Here is a 24,810-nt window from a genome sequence, read left to right as displayed (position 1 = left end):
TAGACGAAATTTACAAAGATTATTTGTTAAATTAAACATATTGACTATTTTATATCATGTAACATATAATTAGACACAGTAAGAATTGCACTTTGAAAAATACATTTCTATATGGCTGTTTAAAACATAGCTGGGTTCACGCGGCAGTTCTGGTCTCCCAATGGGAACCAGACGGGAGGGCGCGTCGTGAACGCCCGATCCGCCAGCAGTATACCAGAAGTATAGTTGTATGTAACAATGCATATTTTTACGAATAAACATTTGGAGGTAATGATGAAAGACTCTCTACTGTTAGAAAACGTAAAGTATCTTGTAACATGTGACGACCAGGACGGTATGTTGACGGATGTCAACCTGTTGGTGGAAGGTGGTGTGATCACCTACATTGGCACAGAAAAGAAAACAGCTGATCATATAATTGATGCGTCCCGGATGGTTATCTATCCGGGACTTATTAATTCTCACCATCATTTATATCAGACATTTACAAGAAATTTACCCCAGGTACAAAACATGGAATTGTTTCCATGGCTGAAAACTTTATATGAAATATGGAAAGGGCTGGATGCGGACAGCGTTTATTACAGTTCCCTGACAGGGATGGGGGAACTGTTGAAAACCGGATGCACCACATGTTTGGACCATCACTATGTATTCCCCAAGCACAGTGGGGATACGCTTTTGGACGCCCAGTTTGCGGCGGCTAAAGAGCTTGGAATCCGTATGTATGCCACCAGAGGAAGCATGGATTTAAGCGTTAAGGACGGCGGTCTGCCCCCTGACAGTGTGGTTCAGAGCGTGGATGAGATCTTAAAAGACTGTCAAAAGGTGGTGGAAAAATACCACGATCCAAGTCCCTATTCCATGAGGCGGGTAGCGTTAGCCCCGTGTTCTCCGTTCAGCGTCACAGGAGAGCTGTTAGAAGAGTCTGCAAAGCTTGCCAGAAGCATGGGAGTCCGTCTGCATACCCATCTGGCGGAGACGAAAGATGAGGAAAACTTTACGTTAGAACGGTTTGGCATGCGGCCGTTAGACTACATGGAAAGCTTGGGATGGATGGGAGATGACGTTTGGTACGCTCATGGAATCCATTTTAATACAGACGAATTAAAACGTCTTGCAGAGACGAAAACCGGGATCGCCCATTGCCCTGTGTCGAATATGAAGCTTTCATCGGGAATTGCCAGAATACCGGAGATGCTGGAACTGGGAGTGCCTGTCGGCCTGGCGGTGGACGGAAGCGCCAGCAATGACGGTTCCAACCTGTTGGAAGAGATACGGGTGGCCTATCTGCTTCACCGGCTAAATTCCAGCAGCAGGGCGCCGTCGGGTTATGAGATATTGAAGATGGCAACCAGAGGAAGCGCATCCGTATTGGGATGGAAGGAGCTGGGACAGCTGGCTGTGGGCATGGCAGGCGATTTCTTCGCAGTATCCCTGGACCGCCTGGAACTGGTGGGCGGACAGTATGATCCAAAATCCCTGTTAGGCTGTATCGGCGTCAAAGGAGCGGTGGACTATACCGTTGTCGGAGGGCGCGTAGTGGTGGAACAGGGACGGCTGGTATCTGTAGATGAGAGCGCAGTTGCAGCGCAGGCAAATAGTTCGGTTGAACGGCTTTTAAACCGGGAAAGTTGAGGATATGGCGATGAATGATAAAACTTATGCATCTGTATTTCAATTAAATGGAGTTCCTAAATTGACTCAGGCCATCCCTTTGGCTCTTCAGCATGTGGTGGCGATGATTGTGGGGTGTGTTACACCCGCGATCATTGTGGCCGGCGTCACCAATGCAGGCAGTCAGGAACAGATTCTTCTGATTCAGGCGGCTTTGGTGATTTCCGGTATAGCGACGCTGATACAGATCTGCCCAATCGGCGGATTCTGCGGTTCCGGACTTCCGGTCATTATGGGGGCCAGCTTTGCCTACATTCCCATGTTATTGTCCTTAGGAGCCCGTTTTGATCTGGCAACGATTTTCGGGGCTCAGCTGGTGGGCGGATTTGTGGCCATACTGGTGGGAATTTTTTATAAGAAGATTCAGACGTTATTTCCGCCGATTGTTACGGGAACGGTGGTATTTACCATTGGATTGTCTCTTTATCCGACCGCTGTCAATTATATGGCAGGCGGCGTCGGAGCCGAAGATTTTGGAAGCCCGTTAAACTGGCTGATTGCAGTTGCCACACTGGGATTGGTGCTGTTCTGCAATCATTTTACCAAAGGAATCTATAAGATGGCTTCCATTCTGATCGGTATGACCGGCGGATATATCCTTTCCCTGTTTTTTGGCAAGGTTTCTTTTGAAGCCGTATCCTCTTCGGGATGGTTTCAGCTGACCATGCCTCTGCGTTTTGGAATGAAATTTGAGCTGACTTCCATCATCACCATGGCGGTTATGTGCGTGGTCGGTTCTCTGGAAGCGATCGGTGATTTTACGTCCACGGCGGGCGGAGGTTTGAACCGGGAGGCTACGGAAAAGGAGATGTGCGGCGGCATTGTGGGAAATGGTGTGGTCTGCATGCTGGGCAGCATTTTCGGAGGGCTTCCCACAGCTACATTCAGCCAGAATGTTGGAATTGTGATCATGACCGGGGTAGTAAACCGGTTTGTGCTTGGTCTGGCCGGCGTTTTGATTCTGCTGGCAGGATTTGTGCCGAAATTTGCCTCTCTGCTGACCACCATACCTTCCTGCGTGCTGGGCGGAGCCACCGTATCCGTGTTCGCAATGATCGCCATGACGGGAATTAAGCTGATTACCAAGGAACGGCTTACCTCCAGAACCATCACCATTGTAGGACTTTCCGTAGCGCTGGGAATCGGCATGATTCAGGCGCCGGGCGCTCTGGCTTTGTTTCCGGATTGGGCGCGCACCATATTCGGGGAATCTGCGGTGGTGATTTCCAGCATAACTGCAATCTTTCTCAACATCATCCTGCCGGAAGAAGAGGGCCAGGAGGATAGTAATCATGTGAATGAAATGGAAGCGGACGTGGTATAGCCCGGTCAACCATAGGTCCGTTCCACGATACCGATAAATGCCTGGACTGCGCGGGAGGTGTAGCTGCTTTTTTTCACGACCGCATTGAAACTGCGTGAGGCATGGTCCGATTTGATTTTGTAATAGGATAAGCCGTAATCAATGCTTCCTTTTATCAATAGAGAAGTGGCAAATGCAGCTCCCAGCCCTGCGCCGGCCAGGTGATAAGAAGTCACCAACTGTTCGATTTCCATATGAATTTTTGGTACAAAACCTGCCTCTTTACAGATAAGCAGGGCGCGCTTATGCAGGTTATTGCCCTCTGTCAGAATTAAAAAGGGCGTGTCGCAAAAGGCGTTCAGCGGCACACAGGGGCAGTCCTTAACAAGATGACGATTCTGTATGATCTGCCCGCGTGTCAGGGCATAGGGAACAAGCGGTCCATTGACCGGAAACTGCCCTGGCACGGCGAGCAGCAGTTCATCTTTAAATACGGGTTTTAAGTCAAAAAGTGATTCATCCATATCATTTACGCTGAACATCAGGTCAACCGAACCGTCTGACAGCAGCTGTCCGATTCCGGCGGAGGTATCTTCTCTTAATTCTATTCTGACGCCCGGATACTGCAGGGCAAATTGTTCCAATACAGAAGGAAGCACATAGGAATTAAAATACTGGGTTCCGCCGATGCGGATATGTCCGCTTTTCAGCGATGATAAATCGTTAATCTGACAGGCCAGCTCTTCTTCTAAGGCCATAATCTCCTTTATCTTTTGAATATATAGCGCGCCCGCATCCGTTAAATTCAGAGGTTTTGCGCTCCGGTCAAAGAGAGGCATTCCATACTGCTCTTCAATTTTCCGGATGGCGATACTGAGCGTTGGCTGGGTTAAATACAGCTTTTGGGCTGCTTTCGAAAAACTTCCCTCTTTATAAACTTCATAGATGTATCTCATATTCCTGCTGCATCGTCCGCCGCCTTTCTTCCATTTTACAGAACCGGCAAATTCTCACCGGTTAAGCTATAAAATTAATTTATAGAAATATTAAAACATACAATTTGATTTTATAGTATCCGGTTGGTAAAATCAACCTATGAAGGGGATTCGCGCGTAAAAATTGTTCCAGAGTGAAAGGAGAGGAAGATGAAGGTAAATGCATTACTGATGGATGAAAATGACAATGTTGCGACCTGTATCCGAAAGATTGAGACAGGGGAGGCGGTACACTACCGTTTAGGGGAGGAATTATTCACCATTTTAGCGATGGAAGAGATTCCTTACTGCCATAAGATATCGCTGGCCGATATTAAAAAAGGCGGTGCGGTTATGAAATATGGAGAAATCATCGGCGAAGCGCAGCAGGATATACCGGCCGGCCATTGGGTTTCCCACCGCAATATCAGCAGTGTTCCAAGAGATTATGAGAGCGAATTACTGTAAGAATAATCTGCATAGAAAGGAAAAAATATGGAATTCATGGGATATAAAAGAGCGGACGGGCGCGCAGGAATCCGCAACCACGTGCTGATCCTGCCCGGGTGCGCATGTGCCAGTGAGAGCTGCAGAATCATTGCAGGTCAGGTAAAAGGAACGGTCAACGTGATTATCAATACAGGATGCTCCGACGTGGCGGCCAATACGGAGATGACCCAGAGAGTGCTGATGGGATTCGCCTTAAATCCCAATGTCTATGGAGTGGTGATTGTAGGTCTGGGATGCGAGACGGTTCCCCATAAAATGCTGCGTGAAAAGATTCAGGCGCAGACCACAAAACCGGTGGTGTCTTTTGGAATCCAGGAAGAGGGCGGCACCATAAAGACCATCGAAAAAGCGGTCAGGGCCGCGAGAGAACTTGTGGAGAAGGCCGGCATGGAACAGAGAGTTCCCTGTGATATCTCGAATATTCTCATGGGAATTGAATGCGGCGGTTCCGATGCCACATCCGGGATTTCCGCCAATCCGGTGGTGGGGGAACTAAGCGACCACCTGATCGATTGGGGCGCTTCCACGATGATGAGCGAGACCATTGAGTTTATCGGAGGGGAACATGTATTGGCCAAAAGAGGGGCAACAAAGGAAATTCACAATCAAATCATCCGCATATGCCAGAAATTTGAAGAACATTTGTCGGCCGCAGGACAGAACTGCCGTGACGGGCAGCCCACCCCGGGCAATAAAGACGGAGGCCTTTCAACCCTTGAAGAAAAGAGCCTTGGCTGCATCCGTAAGGGCGGGACAAGACCGGTGGTGGAAGTTTTAGAAGAGGCAGAGCGGCCTACAAAGAACGGGGCCATTATCATGGATACGCCGGGATATGATATTGCATCCGTAACCTCTATGGTGGCCGGAGGATGTAATGTTGTGGTATTCACAACAGGGCGCGGCACGCCCACAGGCAATGCCCTTGTCCCTGTGATAAAAGTTACCGGAAACCGTCTGACTTACCAGAATATGACCGACAACATGGACGTGGATGTGAGCGCGGTTACGGAAGGCGAACAGAGGGCGCAGGAGGTGTGCGGCAGCTTGATGGAGGAATTGATCAGAGTGTGTAGCGGGAAAATGACGAAAGCAGAAACATATGGATTTTCGGATGTCTGCATTGACCATATCTGCCGGTTTGTATAATTCTCATATTAAAGTTTAGCATTTGGCAGCAGTTTTGCCTTCCGATGTCTGTATTGGCTTCGGCAGGCAAAACTGCTGCATCTTTGGGTCTTTAAAATGCCGTGGTAGAAATCTGTCCCGATCTATAGTATACTTACTGGAAAGCCAACGCTTACAAAAGGAGAACTATGATAAAAGAAATTTGGGAACAGATATTAAAAAATGAGGATACAAGACAGAATTTAAGCAAATTGCGCCAGGAATTAAAAGGAGCCAGAGGAAGAGAAGCAGCTCTTTCCTGCATGGCCGGAGCAGAAGAACAGCTGATTCGTTTACTAAAAGATGAGGATGCCAAAACCCGTAAAAATGCGGCTCTTTTAATGGGCGAGCTGGGAAAAAAGGAATTTCTGGAGCCTCTCTATCAGGCATATCAGTCGGAACAGCAGATGTTTGTAAAAAGCTCCTATTTGATTGCTATCAAAAACTTTGATTATAGAGATTACATGCCGTTTTTTAAAGAACGTCTGGATCAGCTGTCCAAAGAGGAACCGGCTCCGGAAAATGTGAAGCATATCACTGAGGAGATCCGCCAGCTGTCTTCCATGATTGTCACCATGGACGGTGTCAGGATGCACCCGTTCACAGGGATGGAGGAGACATATGATATCATTCTTCTGACAAACCGGAATTTCCCGGAAGTCACCATGGAAGAACTGCGGATGTTGGAACCCGGCGCTAAAACAAAGATTTTTAATGCGGGAATCATGGCCCGGGTGGGGAATTTAAACTGGATGGACAAGATTCGGACCTATCAGGATCTTCTGTTTGTGGTAAAAGGGATGCAGACCTGCCCCATGGATGCCGAACAGGCGGCCGGGATCATTGTAAAATCAGACCTGTTAAAATTTATGGCGAAAAGTCACAGCGGCAAGCCTCCCTATTATTTCCGCGTGGAGTTCAAAAGCAGGATGGAACTGGACAAAAGGAGCTCATTTACTAAAAAACTGTCCTCCCAAATTGAAAAATTGTCGGAACGGAAATTCATTAACACCACTTCAAACTATGAGTTCGAGATTCGTTTGATTGAAAATAAAGAGGGCAGTTTAAATGTGCTGCTTAAATTATTTACCTTAAAAGACCAACGTTTTTCTTACCGGAAAGAAGTGATCCCAACCAGTATAAAAGCGGTTAATGCGGCGCTGGCCGTGAAACTGACAGAAAAATACCAGAAAGAAGGCGCACAGGTATTAGACCCGTTCTGCGGAGTTGGAACCATGCTGATTGAGCGGCATAAAGCGGTGAAAGCCAATACCATGTATGGTGTGGACATTCAGGAAGATGCCATTTTAAAGGCCAGAACGAATACGGAAGCGGCAAAGCAGATAGTACATTACGTTAACCGGGATTTCTTTGAATTTAAACATGACTATCTGTTCGATGAGATTATCACGGATATGCCGTTTCGGATTGGAAGAAAGACGGAAGAGGAGATTTATGACCTGTATAAAAAGTTTTTCAGCACGGCGGGGCATTTTCTGGAAAAGGACGGAGTGGTCATTCTGTATTCCCATAATGGGGAGTATGTGAAAAAGATGGCGGCGGCGAATGGGTTTGTGATCGCTGAAACGTATGAGATTTCTTTAAAAGAAGGGACCTATGTATTTGTGTTAAAACCCAGGCAGTAAGAGTTTGCTTTAATAAGCCGGATTTTATCCGTGTTAAAAATATATGTTATGGGGGCAATATGAAAAGAAAAAGTATTGGATTAAGGAAATTTATATACAGTAAAACAATAGTTTTTAGTATTTTCATGTTGTCCTTTTTACTGGCAGGATGTAACATGAAGGATGGGGACATTTCAGATGCTGAAAAAGAAACAGTTTCTGAATGGCAGAGCCAATTTGAACTGGGTGCTAAATATTTATTGGAGGGAAACTATGAAGAAGCTATAATTGTATTTTCTTTAGCGATCGAGATTGATCCCAAAAAGACAGAAGCTTATATGGAACGGGCTAAGGCCTATATAGGCAGTGCTGAACTAAGCGCTGAGCAAAAAGAAATATTTTACGAAAAAGCGCTGGCCGATTTAGAAAAAGCGAAAGAACTTGGCAATAAAAAAGCTGAAACAGAGATTGAAAAATTGAAATTACTGATCGGTGAAAACGGAAACAATAAAAAAAGTCTCGATTTACTGAAGGAGATTTATCCATATTTCCTTGAAACTGATTTAGAGAATCTGCAAAGATTAATGCGTCAGGACCGTTATATGGAAATGAGTGCCGCAATTGACGATGCTTTTATTTATTATGATGAGGACGGAGTGAACGGGCTTGCTGTCTATCCAGACAATTTCTACTATTTTGGACAGTGGGAAAATGGAATGAGAAGCGGTTATGGAATATGGGTAAAAGCAGTCTTCGGCGATAACGATACCAGGGATATTTATTTATATTCAGGCGAGTGGACAGAGGATAGTCCAAATGGCGCAGGCCGAATCTTAGAGACCAGGGATACAAACAAAGCTGCAGCTGGTAATGGACGTAGGACCGCTGTAAGAGTGGAAAGAGATGGAACGTTTACAAATAGTTCGTTTGAGGGTAGTTTTGACGTAAAATGGACTATGAATGATGGCAGTACGATAACATGGACACCTATGAGATTCAGCAGCGGTATTCCGCAGCCAATGGCAGATGTGCCTCAAATGATAAAAGAAAGAGATTATTATAAAGAAAAAGTTGAAAACGGAGAGTATATTGTTGCTGTAGATACAGACACACATATGACTGATTTATGGAATAGTCCTGAAGATATCGGAGCTGTTCTTGGGTTTGAACATTAGACTAAAGTGAAGGCATTTTTAAAAATGTCTTCACTTTTCTGGTAAATATGCAAAATATTGGTCACATTTCCGTTTACCGAATCCTCAACTCAAGTTCACTTCCTTCAAAAGTCACCAAACTCCTGTAAAGCTCATGTTTCCAAGCCAATCGAAGCCTCTGATCCTCCACTGCAAAAGCCTCTGTCTTTACACTGGAACATCCCGTAATCCGGCATTCCCCCAGTTCCCCTATCGAAAGAACCCTCCGTTCTTCATTCCAATTTGGCTTTTCATAACTGATCAGCGACAAAACAACAGGCGCTAGCGTACCGGTATAGGAATCCTCAATCACGATTTCCTTCCCCTTATACAGTGCCGCTTTGCGCACGTAAGTAATAATCCGTCGGTCCGGATACGCATCGGCGATATCCATGGTGATGGAACTGCATTCTCCATCTAAAAGATAGGCCACATTTTTCGCTTTATAATCTTCCCCGTTCATCTCCATTGCCCCAATTCCGTCCATAAAGTCTGATGCATAAGCATAGGGCATTTGTTCCAGATCGGAACGGCTGCATCCTAAAAATGTGGGCAAGTTGTGAAATTGGGACTGCATGGTCCATATTTCATAGCGCTGGGGCGAAAATGTCTTCCTGGTATAACTTTCAACTCCGATATCAATAAATAACGGCTGTCCGTCCTTGTAGATTGTAAAGCTTCCCGTATCATTATGGTTGTGGCTGTCATTGTTGCAGCCGCCTTTTACGGCCAGGCAGTAGCGGCTGTCTCTGGAGATAAAAAGTCCGGTGCTGCCGTAATAAAGGTCTTTATAGTGGATTAAAGGATTTTTCTCATAATTCATCATGTCCTTATGGCAGGCCAGCGTTTGAAGACGGTAGAACAGATTGTGCTCCTCAGTGAGAAGAGGATCAGCGCTTTTCTGGTAGTCGGAAGCGGCCAGCTTCATCAGATCGGGGTTATCCGTTCTCAGGCCGAACAGAAATTCTCTGGCATTGCATCTTCCTGCTGCGGGAGAGCAGTCGGAAAAATTGACATAGTAAATATCGCTGATATGGACATTCACGATATAGGCCGCGATGTTCTTAATTTTATCTGCCTTATAGAGAGAAGAAAAGGCATTTCCGGTAATTCCGTTTAAGATTTCAATGCAGTTAAACAGGCACAGTCCGGCATGGCGGTAGTATTGGGCGCCTTCGTCGCAGCAGCCGTCTTCGCCGTATTCGCCCAGAAAATAGTCGACACTTCTACAGGCTTTTTCGATTACAGCCATCTGCCTGTCCACGGTCATCGTTCTGGTAAAAGCGGCCAGAAGAATATTCTGGGTGCACCAGACCGTCCAGTTGTTAAGGGATTCCCTGCCGTCGCCCATCCACCAGAAATATTCCGAGAGATAGGGAGTGAAGATTCTGGTTTCCAGATTGTGATCGATTAACTTTGAGATGGCGGGACTGATCCGGGCCAGCGGTTCCCTTAAAAGAAATTCCGCAACGGCCAGCACTGCGCCGGTTTCTGCGCTGAATAGATCGATGACCGGACGGGTCACGTCAGGAAGCGGAAATTGGGGGGTGTCCCGGATATAGGAATTGTGGGCGGGAAGCTGCCAGCCGCTTTCTTCGCAGATCATAAATATGCCGTTTATGATATCGTCCATAAACCGCCCTTTATTTTCAACGCATTCGGCCAGAACCAGGGTGTTGAGAGCCGTGCGGCGGCTGAAAAGTTTTGTTTCATAGTTTACCCGGCAGCCATTTCTGGAAAATTCCATATAGTCCATGGCCTTCAGGATCGGATAATCATAATTCAGATAAGCTTCCCCGTCCTTTATAAGCTGCTGTTTTATAGAATCATCCAGATTCTCCCAGAAGTTCCGGTCCTGAACCGGGGCGGAAGGAGAAAAGGATAGAAATGGGGGCGCGAGTTTTGACGCTGTTTCTGTAAACATGGATAAGATGCTCCTTTTATATGAGATTATGTGACTGTTTGGCAGGCTGATCTGTACTGCTTTTATTTAATAACAGACCGGCGGCATTTACAATGAAATATTTACAGATTAAAATGTACTTTTTCACTTAATTTTATTTAAGGGCGGTAGGGCTGGTGATATGGTCCTGGACATATTCGCGAGGGGATATGCCTTCCACTTTTTTGAACACCTTGCTGAAATAAAAGGCGCTTTCAAAACCCAGCATGTCCGCTACTTCATAGATCTTCATGTTTTCTTCCAGAAGCAGGGCTTTTGCCCTCGCCACCTTTTTCTGGGTGATGTATTCGGAAAATCCGATATTGCAGGATTTCTTAAAAAGGGCACTGAGATAATTGGGGCTCAGGCCGAATACGGCGGCCACTTCATTTAAGGAAAGCCGTTCCTCAACATGGTTGTTGATGTATTTCTGCACGTTGGTGATCACGTGGTCTTTATAGGTTTTACGCCTGCTTTGGAGGACCTGGCAGAGGCCGGCGCGGAAGGTTTCCAGCCATTCGTTGACCTGATCCACATTTTTCAGCTTATAGATGGAACGGTATCCGTCGGCATGACCGGAAAATATCTGATTCATGGTTTCTTCCCCGTCCGGAAGTAGGGAAATTGCCAGATAAAGGATGTTGCAGGCGCCGTCCATCGCCTGAAGGTAGCGGAGAGGATGGGACGCGAAAAGTCCGGTGATCTCCGTGATGGCAGTGTTTAAAACATCAGTATCAAATTCTTCAAATGCCTTTGTAAAGGAATCCTTAAAAAGAGCCAGATTAAAGGAATTTTTGATGGCCCCTTCCGAAATGCCGGAAAATGTCTTGATCGGGTTATCCGGGCCGGTCATGTTAAATGCCCGCCTTGCTTCCTGATAGGATTCGCTGATCTTTAAAGGATCTTCCAGAATACTTCCGATTCCCGCCGTCAGCCGGACGGAAAAATAGTTAAAAACCATATGGGCGGTGTTGGAAAGGGCGTTTTGCAGTGCGTCCAGACTGAGATCCTTGCCGGATGCGGAATAGAAAATAACCGCAAAATGGCGTTTGTCCAGGGAAATTATGTAACAGGACTGGTATTTTGATAAGATTTCCCGGGTCATCTGAAGGCTGCTGGAATAGAGATTTACCTGCTGGGCCGGTTCCATCTGATCCGCCTTTTCGCTGTAGATCTCTCCGTGAGCCGCTACATATGAGAGATCCGTAAAATCCAGTTTCAGGTCCTTTGCCTGGATTTCGAATTGTTCCCTGCTGTCAAACAGGTTGTAGAGAAGGCGCATGAGGAACTTATCGTTGTAGCTCTGCAAAAGGGGGCGGCCGCCTTCCTTTTTGTACGCCTCGCTGGCTCTTAAATTTTCCAGCCGTTCCAGCGCGCGTTTTACCGAATCGGTCAGGGATTTGGCGTCCAATTCCAGCTTGATCAGATAATCCACGGCCTGATAGGACATGGCCTGTTTGATCAGCTGAAATTCTTCATAGCTGGTGAGGAAGATGAACAGAGGGATGGGACCATAAGTGTCCCGGCACGTTTTAGCCAGATCCAGACCGTTCATAATCGGCATCTTAATATCGGTGATCACCAGTTCCGGCGAGTATTCCTCGATGAGTTTTAAAGCCGCTTCCCCGTTCATCGCTGTTCCACAGACTTCGATGCCGTAATCCGCCCAGCTGATCATCGATTTGATGCCAATCTGAACCAGGGGCTCGTCGTCCACAATTAAAAGTTTAATCATAAAATCCTCCTTTTCCCCTAATCCTCCGCCGGTGTGGAGTAGGGGAGTATGATAATTACAGTCGTATATTCTCCGGGCTGACTTTCTATATGAATTCCATAATCGGGCCCAAAATCGTATTGAATCCGTTTGTTGACATTGTTAATTCCCACCTGCTTGAAAAAGTCGGCGCTGGGGCTGGCCTCTCCAGTCAGTATCTTTGAGATGGTATCCTCCGTCATTCCGATTCCATTGTCTGTCACCGAGATTTTAAGGGATGGAGAGGAATTAGGGTCTTCCGTTTTTTCCGCTTTTATGATCACCTTTCCGACGCAGCCTTTTGGCTCGATTCCATGGAACAAAGCATTTTCCACCATTGGCTGAAGGCTGAACCGGTGAAGGCGGCATTGGTACAGATCCTCGGATTCGATCTGATACTCGATGGAAATGCTTCCTCCGTAACGGTACTGCTGGATCAGAAAATAGTCTTTAACCAGGTCCAGTTCCTCTTTGAGAGGTATGAGGGAGGCGGTACCTTTGGAGACATTTTTCATCAGACGGGCGAGGGATGTGGTCATCTCCGCGATGCCCGGCGCATTCTGTATGGTAGCCATCCATTTGATCGAATTCAGCGTATTGTATAGAAAATGCGGGTTGATCTGGCTTTGGAGTATCTGGTATTCCAGATCCTTTTTCTGTTTTTCATCGGTCACACGCTTTTCCATCAGAGAAACCACATCTTCCGACATCTGATTGATGCCCCGGCCGATTACGCCCAGCTCGTCCTCCCATTCGATAGAAGAATCCCTTGTGAAATCCCCGTGGGAAATCCGGTCGATGGTGCCTTTCAGCTTCTTCACCGGCTGGCTGATGGTTCGGTTCAACATATAGACGAGAAGAAATGCCATAACAAAAATGGTCACGCCAATGATTCCCACCAAAAGAAGATACACTTGGGTCTGCGTGTTATAATTCTTTTCAGATAACATAAGAGATATGGTCCATCCCCTGCTGCTTAACGGGCAGGTGACAATGCGGCGTTTGCTGCCGTCGGGAAGTTTAACAAGGCTGGCCTGGCTGTTGACCGTATTGCTGCTGATATCCTCAAGTATTTGGCAGGTCAGCGGAGTTTCTTTAAAAATTCCGTCCTCATACAGATAGGAACGGCTGCCGATGGTGATATAGAGATGGCTGCCGTCATCCAGCGGAAAAGAGCTTAAATAAGAACTGATCAGCTGGTCGGATATGGCAAAATAGGTCCAGCCCACAATTTCAGAATTATATTGGTTGTAAACAGGACGGATGATTGGAAGAATCATGCCTGATTCCAGAGTGGCGAAAGGATCTTCTTCAAGACCGGGCCACAGATAATCGTTTGCTCCGTAGAGCTCTTCAAAGAAACCGGCATTATGGATGATGTCCGCCGCTCTTGGCGTCAGAGAAGAGGCGGTATCGGAAATTTGAAGATAATTCCAGCAGTTGAGAGGGCTGATGATCACTCTTGCTATGTAATTATGGGAATAGGTGTTGCGGTATTCCTCTTTCAGGCGGTCATAGGCGTTGAGAGCCATCATTCTGAGGTAAGCGTGATCGGAAGAGATCGAGGGCATCTTGGTCTGGTTTTTAAATGCATCCAGATACCTGCTGATCTCAGGATTGGACGTACACCATTCATTAAAATTTATAATATTATCCATATTTGCAGAAACATTGTGGGAAACCACCTGAAGATTGTATTCGGCTGATTGGATTTGGTTCCGGATCAGAAACGTCTGAAAGACGCAGTAGCAGATTGTAACGGTTATCACCGCGATTATAATAGTAAAAGCACCTGTACAGGTGATGATCTTTCCACGGATTGTCTTTGGCATTATGCGTTTTATCATAGGAATCCCCCGCTTTCATCAATACTATAGTAAATTGCTTAATATTTGTCAAACGGTTTTAAAAATATGTGCAAAAAGCTGAATCTGATTGTAAAATAGTGCTGGTTATGATAAAAAAGTGTATGTTTTTTACACGGTTTTACGGAATAAAAAAAGTATTTTAGTTAAAAAATGAATCTTTTCCGCTAGAAATTCCATTCAACGCCCAATGGAAAAAATGTATAATGATGACATAAACAAAGCAACAACGAAAAGCCGGAAAGAACGGCAGAATGAGAGGAAACAGGGATGAAAAAGAAATCTATATTGAGTTTAATGCTGGCTGCATCAATGGTAGGCAGTTTAGCCGGATGCGGAGGCGGCACAAAGGCTCCTGCATCGAATGATACAACGGCTGTGTCTACAAGCGGCACAGCGGATACCCAGGCGGCAAAAGCGGAGAGCAAGACAGAGGCCAAAGAAGGACAAACCGTATTAAAATGGTCTATTTGGGATAAAGACCTGACCCCTTATTATGTTCCGCTGATCGATGCATATGAAGCGGCAAACCCGGATATTAAGATTGAGATGGTGGATCTTGGAAGCTCCGACTACCAGACGGTTCTTGGAACCCAGCTTACAGGAAACGGTTCTGATTTTGACGTAGTTACAGTGAAAGATGTTCCGGGATATACCACATTAGTGAATAAAGGAACATTAGAGCCTTTGGATTCCTATATTGAAAAGGACGGAGTGGATCTGGACGCGTTTAAGGGCCTGACGGATCAGATTAAAGTCAATGACAGCCTGTATGAGCTGCCGTTCAGAAGCGATTTCTGGGTTCTTTACTACAATAAAGATGTGTTTGATAATGCGGGCGTACCTTACCCAACCAATGATATGACATTTGAGCAGTATGACGAGCTGGCAAGAAAGATCACAAATGACCAGCCGGGATCAGAAGTATTCGGAGCTCATTACCATACATGGAGAAGCGCCGTACAGCTTTTCGGAATTTTGGACGGAAAACATACCATCGTGGATGGAGAATATGATTTCCTGAAACCTTATTATGAGATGATTTTACAAGAGCAGGAAGACGGCGTTTGCCAGGATTATGCAACATTAAAGACTTCAAACCTTCATTATTCAGGAGCATTTTCACAGGGCAATATCGGTATGATGAACATGGGAACCTGGTTTATCTCCACCCTGATTGAAAAGATCAACAATGGCGAATATACAGACTGCGCAAACTGGGGAATCGCCAAATATCCTCATGCAGAAGGCGTGGAACCGGGATCTACACTGGCTACAATTACAGCTTTATCAATTCCTGCCAACGCACCTCATAAAGAGGAAGCATGGAATTTCATCAAATTCGTATGCAGTGAGGAAGGCGCGGAGATTCTTGCTAAGACAGGAACCATTCCGGCTCTGATGACAGATGATATCGCCACCATGATTTCTTCCATTGAGGGATTCCCAACAGAGGATGGAAACAAAGAAGCCCTTCAGACTGCAAACCTCTATCTGGAAATGCCTGTTAATGCGAAGAGTTCAGAGATGGAAACGATTCTGAATGAGGCTCATGACAACATTATGACAGGCAATATGACCATTGACGAAGGCATTGCCAGCATGAACGAAAAGATTAAGGCAGTTTTAGGACAGTAATATCGGACAATCACATAAGACAGTTTTTAGGAAACAGAGGCAGACGGAGTTAAAAACGTCTGCCTCATTTAAAGAAACTATAAAAGGAGGATAGCCGGGCAACCGGTTAAGAGAGCAATGGCAAAGGTGAGAAAGATAGACCCGGCAGCGGTCGAAAAAAAGCTGGCTGTCCTGAATCCCCAGCTTGAGGAATTAAAACAGCGGATACAAAAAGAAAGCGATCCGAAACGCCGCGAAAAGCTGGCGAAAAAAGTTGAGAGAATAGAGGATAAGATCAGACAGGCGAAAACAGGGGAACGGTTCAGCAGACAAACGAAACGTGATCTGGTGGCATATTCCTTTATCGCCCCTAATTTTATCGGATTTGCGGTATTTACACTTGGACCGGTGATATTTGCTTTTGTCCTCGCGTTTTTAAAGTGGGACGGCAATAACCCGATGCAGTTTGCGGGGCTGGATAATTTTATGATGATGATTGGAAATAAGCGTTTTATGGCTTCGCTGAGAAATACAATTGTATATTGTGTTGCGACTGTACCTTTGACTTTGGCGGCTGCCTTAGGACTGGCTGTCATTCTGAATCAGAAAATTAAAGGAAAAAATTTCTTCCGTACCGTGAGCTTTTTCCCTTATGTGGCCTCACTGGTTGCGGTTGCGGCGGTTTGGAACATGCTTTTTTCACCGGCTAAAAGCGGCCCGGTCAATATGATCTTATACAACCTGGGTGTGGCGGCCAAGAGCCTTCCCAAATGGTCTGCGGACAAAGACTGGGTAATGTTTACAGTCATTCTGTTCTCCGTATGGAAGAATATGGGGTATTACATGGTGATCTACTTAGCCGGGCTTCAGGGAATCAACGCTGAATTATATGAGGCGGGAAGTCTGGACGGGGCGAACGTATGGCAGAAATTCCGCTATATCACATGGCCTCAGCTTCAGCCGACCACATTCTTCGTCACCATCATTCTTACCATCAACTGCTTTAAAGTATATGATATCGTCTATATGCTGGCAGGAGGCAACACGGGTGTGCTGAATGAATCGGCCATCGTGCTGGTTTACCATATTTACGAAGAAGCCTTCCGTAACTGGAACTTAGGCTATGCCAGCGCAGTTGCCATGATATTATTCCTCATCGTTCTGGCCATCACACTGGTTCAGTTCCGCGGTGAGAAGAAATACGCAAATTAAGGAGGAGGCCTGAGATGAAGATTAATAACAGAAAAACAAAGATATTTAAGGGCATTCTCTATGTTGTGCTGATTGTGCTGGCGGCCGTCATGATGGTGCCGTTTGTATGGATGCTTTCCGCATCATTAAAGCTGGATAAGGACGTGTTCATATTCCCAATCCAGTGGATTCCAACCAATCCCAGATGGAAGAATTATGTGGATATCTGGAATAAGATCCCGCTGGCTAAATTTGTGCTCAACACGGTAAAACTTACGTTAATCGTAACCTTTTTACAGCTGTTAACCAGCAGTTTTGCGGCATACGCATTTGGAAAACTGGAGTTTAAAGGAAAAAATATTTTATTTTTAGCTTACATAGCCACCATTGCGGTTCCGTGGCAGGTATATATGGTTCCCCAGTTTATGATGATGCGTTCCATGGGTCTTGCCGACACTCATTTGGCAATTATATTCCTTCAGGCGTTTTCCGCATTCGGCGTGTTCATGATGAAGCAGTTCTATCAGGGAATCCCGACGGAACTCTGCGAAGCGGCCAGAATCGACGGAATGAACGAATATAAAATATGGTATAAAATCATGCTTCCGCTTTCCAAACCGGCCCTGTCCACACTGACAATTTTCACCTTTGTCAACACGTGGAACGATTTCCTTGGACCACTCATCTATCTGACAACAGAATCCAAGAAAACCCTGCAGTTAGGACTGCGCATGTTCATCAGCCAGTTTGGTTCGGAATACGGCCTGATTATGGCGGCATCCGTATTGAGCCTGATTCCCGTGCTTTTGGTATTCCTGTCCCTTCAGAAATACTTTGTAGAAGGAGTTGCGGCCACCGGCGTGAAAGGATAATAATTAATAAAGAGGGGCTGTCCTGAAAATACGGTTCTTTCATGGCTTTGGGTGTAGGGTTGAGCCCCACACCCAAAGCCATGAAAGAACCGAAAATATGATTTCAAGATGGCCCCTTTTCTAAATACGGTTTTCATAAATAGCGATGCAGGCGGATCGTCCTGCCTGTGCAAAAAGGAGAGAATATTATGAGCTGGATTACCAGAAGTGATTTAGAAAATAGGAAGGAAATAACGCCGGAAGAGACAGAGCGGGCCCTGTCTGACGCCTCGAACCAGGTTCTCAGGGTTCTTCCGGAATTTACCTATAAGTTTCAAAAAGCATACAGTGAAAACGGCTTTTATGCCCCCACGGATAACGTGGACTGGACGCCCGGGTTTTGGACTGGGGAAATCTGGCTGGCTTATGAATACACAGGGGATGATCGGTTAAAAGAGGCGGCGGACATCCAGATTCAGAGCTTTGCCAATAGAATTGAACAGAAAATCGATGTGGAAACTCATGATTTGGGATTTATGTATTCCCCATCCTGCGTGGCCGGTTATAAGCTGACGGGCAGCAGGGCCGGAAGAGACGCCGCCGTTAAAGCAGCCGATGAGCTGATCACCCGATTTCATCCAAAAGGGGAATTCATCCAGGCATGGGGGCCGTTAGACGCTCCTGACAACTATAGACTGATTATAGACTGCCTTTTGAACCTTCCCCTGCTTTACTGGGCCACAGAGGAAACGGGAGACCATAAATACCGGGATATTGCAGAAAAACATATACACACGGCGCTGGCCAATGTGGTCCGTGAGGATTTTTCCACCTGGCACACCTTTTTCTTTAACAGGGAGACTGGAGAGGCGGATCATGGAGCCACCTGCCAGGGCTACAGAGATGGATCTGCCTGGGCCAGAGGCCAGGCGTGGGGCATCTACGGAACTGCGGTGGGCTACCGGTATACAGGGCGCAAAGAATATATCGATCTGTTTAAAGGAGTTGCCGGCTATTATCTCAATCATCTTCCAAAGGACCTGATTCCCTACTGGGATCTGGAGTTCAGCGATGAGGATGAGCAGCCCAGAGACTCGTCTTCCGCTTCCATAGCAGCCTGCGGCATGCTGGAAATGGCGGAGTATATGGAGGCGGAAGATGCCGCCTATTACCGCTCTGCTGCGAAAAAATTTATGAAATCACTGACGGATCATTATGCGGTAAAAGATTATCAGAAATCCAACGGACAGGTGCTTCACAGCACTTATTCCAACCACTCCCCGTACAATACCTGTAATCATTATGGGGTGGATGAATGCAATCTCTGGGGAGATTATTTTTATATGGAAGCGCTCACAAGGCTACATAAAAGCTGGAACAGTTACTGGTAAAGACAGGAGGCAGGGACATGACGAAGAACGAGTTCTTTTCAAGAAGCGACGAACATTTTTTTACGGATGACTGGAAGGCGGTTGCACAGTACTGCAAACGTGAGTGGCCCAAGGAGTGTGAGCACATCATACGGGTTGCAGACGAGGTGTGCCGCAATTACTTTTTGTTCGATTTAAAATGGGATCTGGAGCGCACCTGGGAACCGGTCCAGTTCCCGGATGGGGAGATCGACTGGGAATATCAGCCGGGAGACGATCCTGAATTCATCTACCAATTCAACCGCCACCGGTATTTCATCTGTCTGGGGCAGGCATACCAGCTGACCGGGGATGAGGTTTATGCAGAAAATTTTGTACGCCTTCTGATGGATTGGATCACCAGGGTAAAACGGACGGACGCCACGGAAAAGACGGCCTGGAGGATTTTGGAAGCCGGTTTTCGCGGAGAGTTCTGGGTGAAGGCGATCCGGTATTTTAAAGACAGCCCTGCGCTGACTGACCAGGTGATCGACGCTTTTTATCACTGTTTGGTAGAACATGCGGAATTTATTATAAAGATGCATTCTCCTTACCGTTATATCAGCAACTGGGGCGTTATTGAAAACCACGGCCTGTTTGAGATCGGCATCGCCATGCCGGATGAAAACCTGAGAAAGCGGTATACGGAAATTGCTCTTGAACACCTGGAAATGGAAGCCAGAATGCAGATTATGGAGGATGGGGTGCATTGGGAGCAGTCCCCGGGATATCACAACGAGGTGCTTCACTGCTATGAAGATGTTCTGATTCTGGCAGCCAGAAATGATATCGAGGTGCCGGTAGCCATTTTGGATAAAGTGTACCGGATGGCCTACGCGGATTTGGCCTGGAAAAAGCCGGATCACTGCCAGTTTATGATGGGAGACAGCGATCATGTGGATATCCGGGATTATATATCCGTGGCGGCATTTCTTTTTAAGGACTGTGAACTGAAATACGGAGGATATCCCAAACTGGATTTTGAAAGCGTTTGGGATTTGGGAATCGAAAGCGCCGGGATCTATGAGGACATGGAGACAAGAGAACCGGATTTTACATCCATTGCGATGGCGGACAGCGGCAATTATTATCTGAGAGACGGCTGGGATGAGGACGGAAACCTTCTCCATTTTCACTGCGGCACTTTGGGAGCAGGCCATGGGCATTCGGATAAGCTTCATGTGGACCTTGTGATTCACGGTGAAGATGTGCTGACCGACAGCGGAAGATATACCTATGTGGCCGGAGACGGCAGGTTTGAGTTTAAGGATCCTCCGGCTCATAATACCATAACCGTGGACCAAAAATATTTTACCGTATGTAAAGATGCGTGGGAGTGTTCCAAGCTGTGCCAGCCAGTAAAGCAGGGATATAAATTCGACGACTGCTATGAATACATACAGGGCGGCCATCTGGGATATATGGAAGAAGGAATCTATATAAACCGCAGAATCCTTCATATTAAGCCGGATCTGTACCTCATTATGGACGAGATGTACGGATCGGGAAACCATGAATACACCCAGTACTGGAACTTTGGGGAGACGGGAAAAACGGAACTTATTGGTCCCGGTTCTTCCGGTTCGGAAGGGTGGAAAGCCATATACCGGGGAACGCGCGGAGATGCGGAATTTCTCTTTTTAAATCCCAAAGCAAATGCAGAAGCTTTAACCGGGCGCATATCCAGGGATTATAACAAAGCAGTGGAACGCACCCGCATCCAGGTGACCTTAAAGGAGCAGGGATCTGCATCCTTCATTACGGTCATCTGCGGTTCCAAAGCCGGGGAAAAACGTGAGGTCAGGGCGCAGAAAATACCGGTACATTCCGCATTAAAAGGAATCACCTATCCGGATTCTATGGCAGAAGCCGTAAAGATCAGTCTGGACGGCAGGGAATATGTGGTTATCATCTGCCACCAGGAGGTGAATTCCCCCACTGATCTGGTGGAATCGGAAGGATACATGGGCTTTGGCAATGTGATCGTATTTGATAAAGAAAAAGGCAGGATTGCTGGTACCGTCATGAATTATTAGACGGTCGGGAAGGAGACGATGATGTTAAGAGTAAAACAAAACAGAAGCAGAATGGCCATGGAACTGAATGGAATATGGAATTTCCAATTGGATGATGGCAGCTTTTCGGAACAGGGAGAAATGCCGGGAATCCTAAAAAACGGGGACCCTGTGGCTGTTCCGGCCAGCTACAATGACCAAAAAGACTGCAAAGAATACAGGGATCATTACGGCTGGGTTTTTTACCAGCGGAAATTTGCGGTGCCGTTTGCAGCGGCCGGCCAAAGGATTTTTCTCCGCTTCGGAGCTGTGGCCCATCAGGCCGTTGTGTGGCTGGGAGACAGACGGGTCTGCACGCATCAGGGCGGATTTCTTCCTTTTGAAGCTGAGATTACAGAGTTTGTGGAGCCGGGAAATGAAGCGCTTCTGACCGTGGCTGTTGACAACAAGGTGAACCATAAGACGCTTCCTATGGGAAATGATCCCACTCAGACCGCCTTTTTCGGTTCGGACAATCCTGGAATTCCCAGTGTGGAAACAGCCAAAAGGCAACAGGCACCCCAGAACCGGCCTAATTTTGATTTCTTTAACTATGCGGGCATTTATAGGCCGGTATGGCTCTATACGACGCCCATACCTCGCATAAAAGATGTGACCATTGTTACGGATACGGATGGAAAAATCGAATATAAGATTGAAGTGGATGGTGAAGGAGAGGCGCAGATCGCTATATTGGATTCGGATGAAAAGGAAGTGGCTGTAAGCCATGGGCTCACTGGAACCATTACGGTGGAAAATCCTAAGCTTTGGTGGCCTTACCCGGGAGTTCCATATCTCTATACGGCCCGCATCACCTACGGCGGGGACAGCTATGACCAGACATTCGGAATCAGAACTGTGGAGGTAAAGGGAACCCAGTTTTTAATCAATCATCAACCGTTTTATTTTAAAGGATTTGGAAAACACGAGGATTCTTATTTCCATGGACGGGGGCTTGATAATTGTCTGAATGTAAAAGATGTGAACCTGATTCACTGGCTGGGCGCCAATTCATTCCGCACGAGCCACTATCCTTATGCGGAAGAGATGTATGATCTGTGCGACAGGGAGGGAATCGTAATCATTGACGAGACCCCGGCGGTAGGAGTCAATATGGGTGAACATGAGAATGTTTATCAATTCGGAACCTTGGGACACCACCGCCAGGTGATAGAAGACTTGATTGCAAGGGATAAAAATCATCCATGCGTGGTGATGTGGAGTTTGGGAAATGAGCCCGATTTAGAGCATTTTCCACAGGACGCATACGATTACTGGCATGAGTTATACGGACTGGCCCATGAAAAAGATCCCCAGAACCGCCCGGTCACCCTGGTTTGCTGCCAAAATGACTATACAAAAGACATTACAAGCCGTACAATGGATGTGGTATGCTTAAACCGATATTACGGATGGTATAATTTAAGCGGAGATTTGGATGCGGCCTGCAATGGCTGGAATATGGAACTGGATTTTTGGCAGGAGCAGGACAAACCGGTGATGTTTACTGAATACGGAGCCGATACGGTGGCGGGAATGCACCAGGTTGTGCCCGGCATGTTCAGCGAGGAATTCCAGGCGGAATATTATGATCGGATCAACGCCGAATGTGATAAACGGCCGTTCTTTATTGGAGAGCAGATTTGGAATTTTGCAGATTTCGCCACTATTCAAGGCCCTATGAGAGTGGTTGGGAACAGAAAAGGGATCTTTACAAGGGAACGGACGCCAAAGCTGGCGGCTCATTCTCTCCGCAGCCGGTGGAGAAAGATTCCGAACTTTTTTTATAAATAAGATTTGAATGCGGAGGAGGAATGCCTATGAATGAAAAACAGCTGAGATATGTATTTGCCATTTCACAGGCAGGAAGCGTGCAGACGGCTTCGCGGCTGCTGAATAAGGATTCCTCCACCCTGACAAGAAATTTAAAACATCTGGAAGAAGAGCTGGGAGTTTCCATCTTTAAGAGAACGCCTTCCGGCATCCAGGCCACAGCTGAGGGATGTGTGGTTCTCGACGCCGTGAAACGGATTCTGGACTGCTGTGACCGGTTAAAGGAAAAAGGAACCGCTCATAACCTGACGGGCAATGAAATCCGCTATATGCTGGCCATAAGAGAATGCGGAACCATTTCAAAGGCGGCAAAAGAGCTGTTTATCGCGCAGCCGTCCCTCAGCCAGGTTCTCCTTCAGGCAGAACAGGACTTCGGTCAGCCGGTCTTTTACCGAAACAGAGAAGGACTGAAGGAAAGTGAATTCGGCAGTTGGTTTCTTGACATTCTGTCAGAAATCAGGCAGATACACAGGACACTTTTGGCCGACTTAGAAGAGTTTCAGGATTTGAAAAAAGGAAGGCTTACATTCGGAATACCTCCGAATCTGGGCACGTATCTGCTTCCCAGAATCCTGCCCGCCTTTTCAAAACAGTATCCCGGAATTCAGGTATCATTTAAAGAATATAATTCCATTGAACTGGACCGGATGATTCTGGCCGGAAAGGTGGATTTTGGAATCATGCATTTTCAGGAATCCAATGAGGCCATGCAGTATGAAGACTTTTTTGAAGATCCGTTTTATCTGGTGATTCCGGATGGGATGAAGGCGCAGTTAGAGATTGATGAAAAGGAACCTCTGAGCGTTCAGAAGCTGCAGCAGATCAAGGATTTGCCGTTCATTATGGTAGCGGGCAGACAGAAGCTGCGCCAGGTGGCGGATCAGATTCTAGAACAGTCCCAAATCGTGCCGGAAATCAGATATACAACAAAAAGCATGGAAACGGCAAAGCGCCTTGTGGCAGCCGGAATGGGAATCACGTTTTTGCCGGGGTCCTATCTGGACCTGTTCTCTGATATGGAGGGAATTGCCTATTATTGCCTGGAAGAGGGGCTGATGGCATCCTGGAAACTGGTTGTGGCTTATCCTAAGAAGGGGAAGCTGTCTAAAAGCGTGAGAGAGTTTCTGCGGATTTTGAAGGGGCTTTTAATCGAGTAGGTAAATTGTTATTTAACGGATTTGGCGGAAAGGTACGCCCGGAATCGGGATTCGGAGCCGGAAGACGAAGGTCGGAGGGGCCGTCCGGGCCGGGGAAGGAAGATGCAGCCAGATCGGATTCGGGATTCGCCCCTAAGAACAACTAAGGCCCGTAAGGACAGAACAAGGCAGGCCGGCGCCATTCGCAGTGAACTCTTTATGACTTCGCTGCTCAAGGGCGCCTTAGAAACTGACACGGAAATCAGTTTCTACCTGCCTCGTTCTGCCCTTACGGGCCTAAGGTGTTCTAAAGGGGTTCCATACGATCCGATCTGTCTGCATCTTCCTTCCCCGGCCCGGATGGCCCCTCCGACCTTCGTCTCCCGGCTCCGAATCCCGATTCCGGGCTGGTTTTCGCTGGCTTGGTTAAAAACAATAGTGTACATCGGTATTTACGTAAAGCTAAATTTACATAGATCGTGAAGGCATTTCACAAAAAGACCTCACCCTTTACATTAAATCGTGAAGGTATTTCTGAAAAAGACCTCACGGTTGATGTAAAAACATACTTTCCCATTCACCAAATCTTTTTTTCCCTCAGCTAGCCAAGCAACAGCCGGAAAGAAGGGGAAACCCAGGCGGGCGGCGGAAGTAATCGGCGAAATGGGATCGTATGGAACCCCTTAGAAGTACTTAGATCCGCAAGGATAAAA

Annotated in this window: 18 protein-coding genes; 14 read left to right on the top strand and 4 right to left on the bottom strand. The window is 46.7% G+C overall.

Features of this window, described 5'->3' with window-relative positions; genetic code table 11:
• The first annotated feature begins 273 nt into the window (after positions 1-273).
• Together C0033_RS23755 and C0033_RS23750 are read left to right on the top strand one after the other, a co-directional pair.
• Positions 274-1,638 (top strand): 8-oxoguanine deaminase, encoded by a 1,365-nt coding sequence (locus tag C0033_RS23755; protein ID WP_103230329.1) that lies wholly within the window; start codon positions 274-276, stop codon positions 1,636-1,638.
• A 4-nt stretch (positions 1,639-1,642) separates the two neighbouring features.
• Positions 1,643-3,001: a nucleobase:cation symporter-2 family protein gene (locus tag C0033_RS23750; RefSeq protein WP_347501216.1), complete on the top strand. Its 1,359-nt coding sequence runs from the start codon at positions 1,643-1,645 to the stop codon at positions 2,999-3,001.
• 5 nt (positions 3,002-3,006) lie between these two features.
• Here the strand turns inward: C0033_RS23750 and C0033_RS23745 are convergent, their stop codons facing one another.
• A complete protein-coding gene (locus C0033_RS23745) occupies positions 3,007-3,936 on the bottom strand; it encodes a LysR family transcriptional regulator (RefSeq protein WP_103230327.1) in 930 nt (309 codons plus the stop codon).
• 189 nt (positions 3,937-4,125) lie between these two features.
• Here C0033_RS23745 and C0033_RS23740 point away from each other — a divergent pair, with 189 nt between their 5' ends.
• The 4 genes from C0033_RS23740 (at position 4,126) to C0033_RS23725 (ending at position 8,428) form a co-directional block, all read left to right on the top strand.
• A complete protein-coding gene (locus tag C0033_RS23740; RefSeq protein ID WP_103230326.1) occupies positions 4,126-4,422 on the top strand; it encodes a UxaA family hydrolase in 297 nt (98 codons plus the stop codon).
• Between the two features lie 36 nt (positions 4,423-4,458).
• A complete protein-coding gene (locus C0033_RS23735) occupies positions 4,459-5,610 on the top strand; it encodes a UxaA family hydrolase (RefSeq protein WP_347501215.1) in 1,152 nt (383 codons plus the stop codon).
• A 167-nt stretch (positions 5,611-5,777) separates the two neighbouring features.
• Positions 5,778-7,274 carry a methyltransferase gene (locus tag C0033_RS23730; RefSeq protein WP_103230324.1) on the top strand — a complete coding sequence of 499 codons (1,497 nt, stop codon included), beginning with the start codon at positions 5,778-5,780 and terminating at the stop codon, positions 7,272-7,274.
• A 59-nt stretch (positions 7,275-7,333) separates the two neighbouring features.
• Positions 7,334-8,428, top strand: a complete 1,095-nt coding sequence (locus C0033_RS23725) for a hypothetical protein (protein ID WP_146043809.1) — start codon at positions 7,334-7,336, stop codon at positions 8,426-8,428.
• 73 nt (positions 8,429-8,501) lie between these two features.
• On the opposite strand, the gene C0033_RS23720 is transcribed toward C0033_RS23725, so the two are convergent.
• From C0033_RS23720 to C0033_RS23710, 3 genes are all read right to left on the bottom strand, one after another.
• Positions 8,502-10,370, bottom strand: coding sequence for a heparinase II/III family protein (locus C0033_RS23720; RefSeq protein ID WP_103230322.1), 1,869 nt, complete (start codon positions 10,368-10,370; stop codon positions 8,502-8,504).
• A 133-nt stretch (positions 10,371-10,503) separates the two neighbouring features.
• Positions 10,504-12,123 (bottom strand): response regulator, encoded by a 1,620-nt coding sequence (locus C0033_RS23715; protein WP_103230321.1) that lies wholly within the window; start codon positions 12,121-12,123, stop codon positions 10,504-10,506.
• Positions 12,124-12,140: 17 nt separating this feature from the next.
• On the bottom strand, positions 12,141-13,988 hold the full coding sequence (locus C0033_RS23710) for a histidine kinase (protein ID WP_180994875.1): 1,848 nt from the start codon (positions 13,986-13,988) through the stop codon (positions 12,141-12,143).
• A gap of 288 nt (positions 13,989-14,276) precedes the next feature.
• Between C0033_RS23710 and C0033_RS23705 the strand changes: the two genes are divergently transcribed.
• From C0033_RS23705 to C0033_RS27235, 8 genes are all read left to right on the top strand, one after another.
• Positions 14,277-15,644: a sugar ABC transporter substrate-binding protein gene (locus tag C0033_RS23705; RefSeq protein ID WP_103230320.1), complete on the top strand. Its 1,368-nt coding sequence runs from the start codon at positions 14,277-14,279 to the stop codon at positions 15,642-15,644.
• Between the two features lie 117 nt (positions 15,645-15,761).
• Positions 15,762-16,835 (top strand): sugar ABC transporter permease, encoded by a 1,074-nt coding sequence (locus tag C0033_RS23700; RefSeq protein WP_207656890.1) that lies wholly within the window; start codon positions 15,762-15,764, stop codon positions 16,833-16,835.
• Positions 16,836-16,849: 14 nt separating this feature from the next.
• Entirely contained in the window at positions 16,850-17,686 is an 837-nt protein-coding gene (locus C0033_RS23695) for a carbohydrate ABC transporter permease (protein WP_103230319.1), read from the top strand.
• Positions 17,687-17,874: 188 nt separating this feature from the next.
• On the top strand, positions 17,875-19,056 hold the full coding sequence (locus C0033_RS23690; RefSeq protein WP_103230318.1) for a glycoside hydrolase family 88 protein: 1,182 nt from the start codon (positions 17,875-17,877) through the stop codon (positions 19,054-19,056).
• A gap of 17 nt (positions 19,057-19,073) precedes the next feature.
• A complete protein-coding gene (locus C0033_RS23685; RefSeq protein ID WP_103230317.1) occupies positions 19,074-21,110 on the top strand; it encodes a heparinase II/III family protein in 2,037 nt (678 codons plus the stop codon).
• A gap of 21 nt (positions 21,111-21,131) precedes the next feature.
• Positions 21,132-22,922: a beta-glucuronidase gene (uidA, locus tag C0033_RS23680; protein WP_103230316.1), complete on the top strand. Its 1,791-nt coding sequence runs from the start codon at positions 21,132-21,134 to the stop codon at positions 22,920-22,922.
• Between the two features lie 26 nt (positions 22,923-22,948).
• Positions 22,949-24,118, top strand: coding sequence for a LysR family transcriptional regulator (locus tag C0033_RS23675; protein WP_180994874.1), 1,170 nt, complete (start codon positions 22,949-22,951; stop codon positions 24,116-24,118).
• A 5-nt stretch (positions 24,119-24,123) separates the two neighbouring features.
• Complete coding sequence (locus C0033_RS27235) at positions 24,124-24,264, top strand: hypothetical protein (protein WP_180994873.1); 141 nt, start codon at positions 24,124-24,126, stop codon at positions 24,262-24,264.
• The last annotated feature ends 546 nt before the right edge of the window (positions 24,265-24,810 follow it).

This window comes from Clostridium sp. chh4-2 (assembly GCF_002899675.1).
Lineage (GTDB): Bacteria > Bacillota > Clostridia > Lachnospirales > Lachnospiraceae > CHH4-2.
Note: the sequence above shows the minus strand (reverse complement) of the source record. Positions and strands in the feature narration are given on the sequence as shown.

Excerpts from the sequence above, each read along its gene's own strand:
- C0033_RS23755 (WP_103230329.1), top strand. The coding sequence starts at position 274 with ATGAAAGACTCTCTACTGTTAGAAAACGTAAAGTATCTTGTAACATGT.
- C0033_RS23750 (WP_347501216.1), top strand. The coding sequence starts at position 1,643 with ATGGCGATGAATGATAAAACTTATGCATCTGTATTTCAATTAAATGGA.
- C0033_RS23745 (WP_103230327.1), bottom strand. The coding sequence starts at position 3,936 with ATGAGATACATCTATGAAGTTTATAAAGAGGGAAGTTTTTCGAAAGCA.
- C0033_RS23740 (WP_103230326.1), top strand. The coding sequence starts at position 4,126 with ATGAAGGTAAATGCATTACTGATGGATGAAAATGACAATGTTGCGACC.
- C0033_RS23735 (WP_347501215.1), top strand. The coding sequence starts at position 4,459 with ATGGGATATAAAAGAGCGGACGGGCGCGCAGGAATCCGCAACCACGTG.
- C0033_RS23730 (WP_103230324.1), top strand. The coding sequence starts at position 5,778 with ATGATAAAAGAAATTTGGGAACAGATATTAAAAAATGAGGATACAAGA.
- C0033_RS23725 (WP_146043809.1), top strand. The coding sequence starts at position 7,334 with ATGAAAAGAAAAAGTATTGGATTAAGGAAATTTATATACAGTAAAACA.
- C0033_RS23720 (WP_103230322.1), bottom strand. The coding sequence starts at position 10,370 with ATGTTTACAGAAACAGCGTCAAAACTCGCGCCCCCATTTCTATCCTTT.
- C0033_RS23715 (WP_103230321.1), bottom strand. The coding sequence starts at position 12,123 with ATGATTAAACTTTTAATTGTGGACGACGAGCCCCTGGTTCAGATTGGC.
- C0033_RS23710 (WP_180994875.1), bottom strand. The coding sequence starts at position 13,988 with ATGATAAAACGCATAATGCCAAAGACAATCCGTGGAAAGATCATCACC.
- C0033_RS23705 (WP_103230320.1), top strand. The coding sequence starts at position 14,277 with ATGAAAAAGAAATCTATATTGAGTTTAATGCTGGCTGCATCAATGGTA.
- C0033_RS23700 (WP_207656890.1), top strand. The coding sequence starts at position 15,762 with ATGGCAAAGGTGAGAAAGATAGACCCGGCAGCGGTCGAAAAAAAGCTG.
- C0033_RS23695 (WP_103230319.1), top strand. The coding sequence starts at position 16,850 with ATGAAGATTAATAACAGAAAAACAAAGATATTTAAGGGCATTCTCTAT.
- C0033_RS23690 (WP_103230318.1), top strand. The coding sequence starts at position 17,875 with ATGAGCTGGATTACCAGAAGTGATTTAGAAAATAGGAAGGAAATAACG.
- C0033_RS23685 (WP_103230317.1), top strand. The coding sequence starts at position 19,074 with ATGACGAAGAACGAGTTCTTTTCAAGAAGCGACGAACATTTTTTTACG.
- uidA (WP_103230316.1), top strand. The coding sequence starts at position 21,132 with ATGTTAAGAGTAAAACAAAACAGAAGCAGAATGGCCATGGAACTGAAT.
- C0033_RS23675 (WP_180994874.1), top strand. The coding sequence starts at position 22,949 with ATGAATGAAAAACAGCTGAGATATGTATTTGCCATTTCACAGGCAGGA.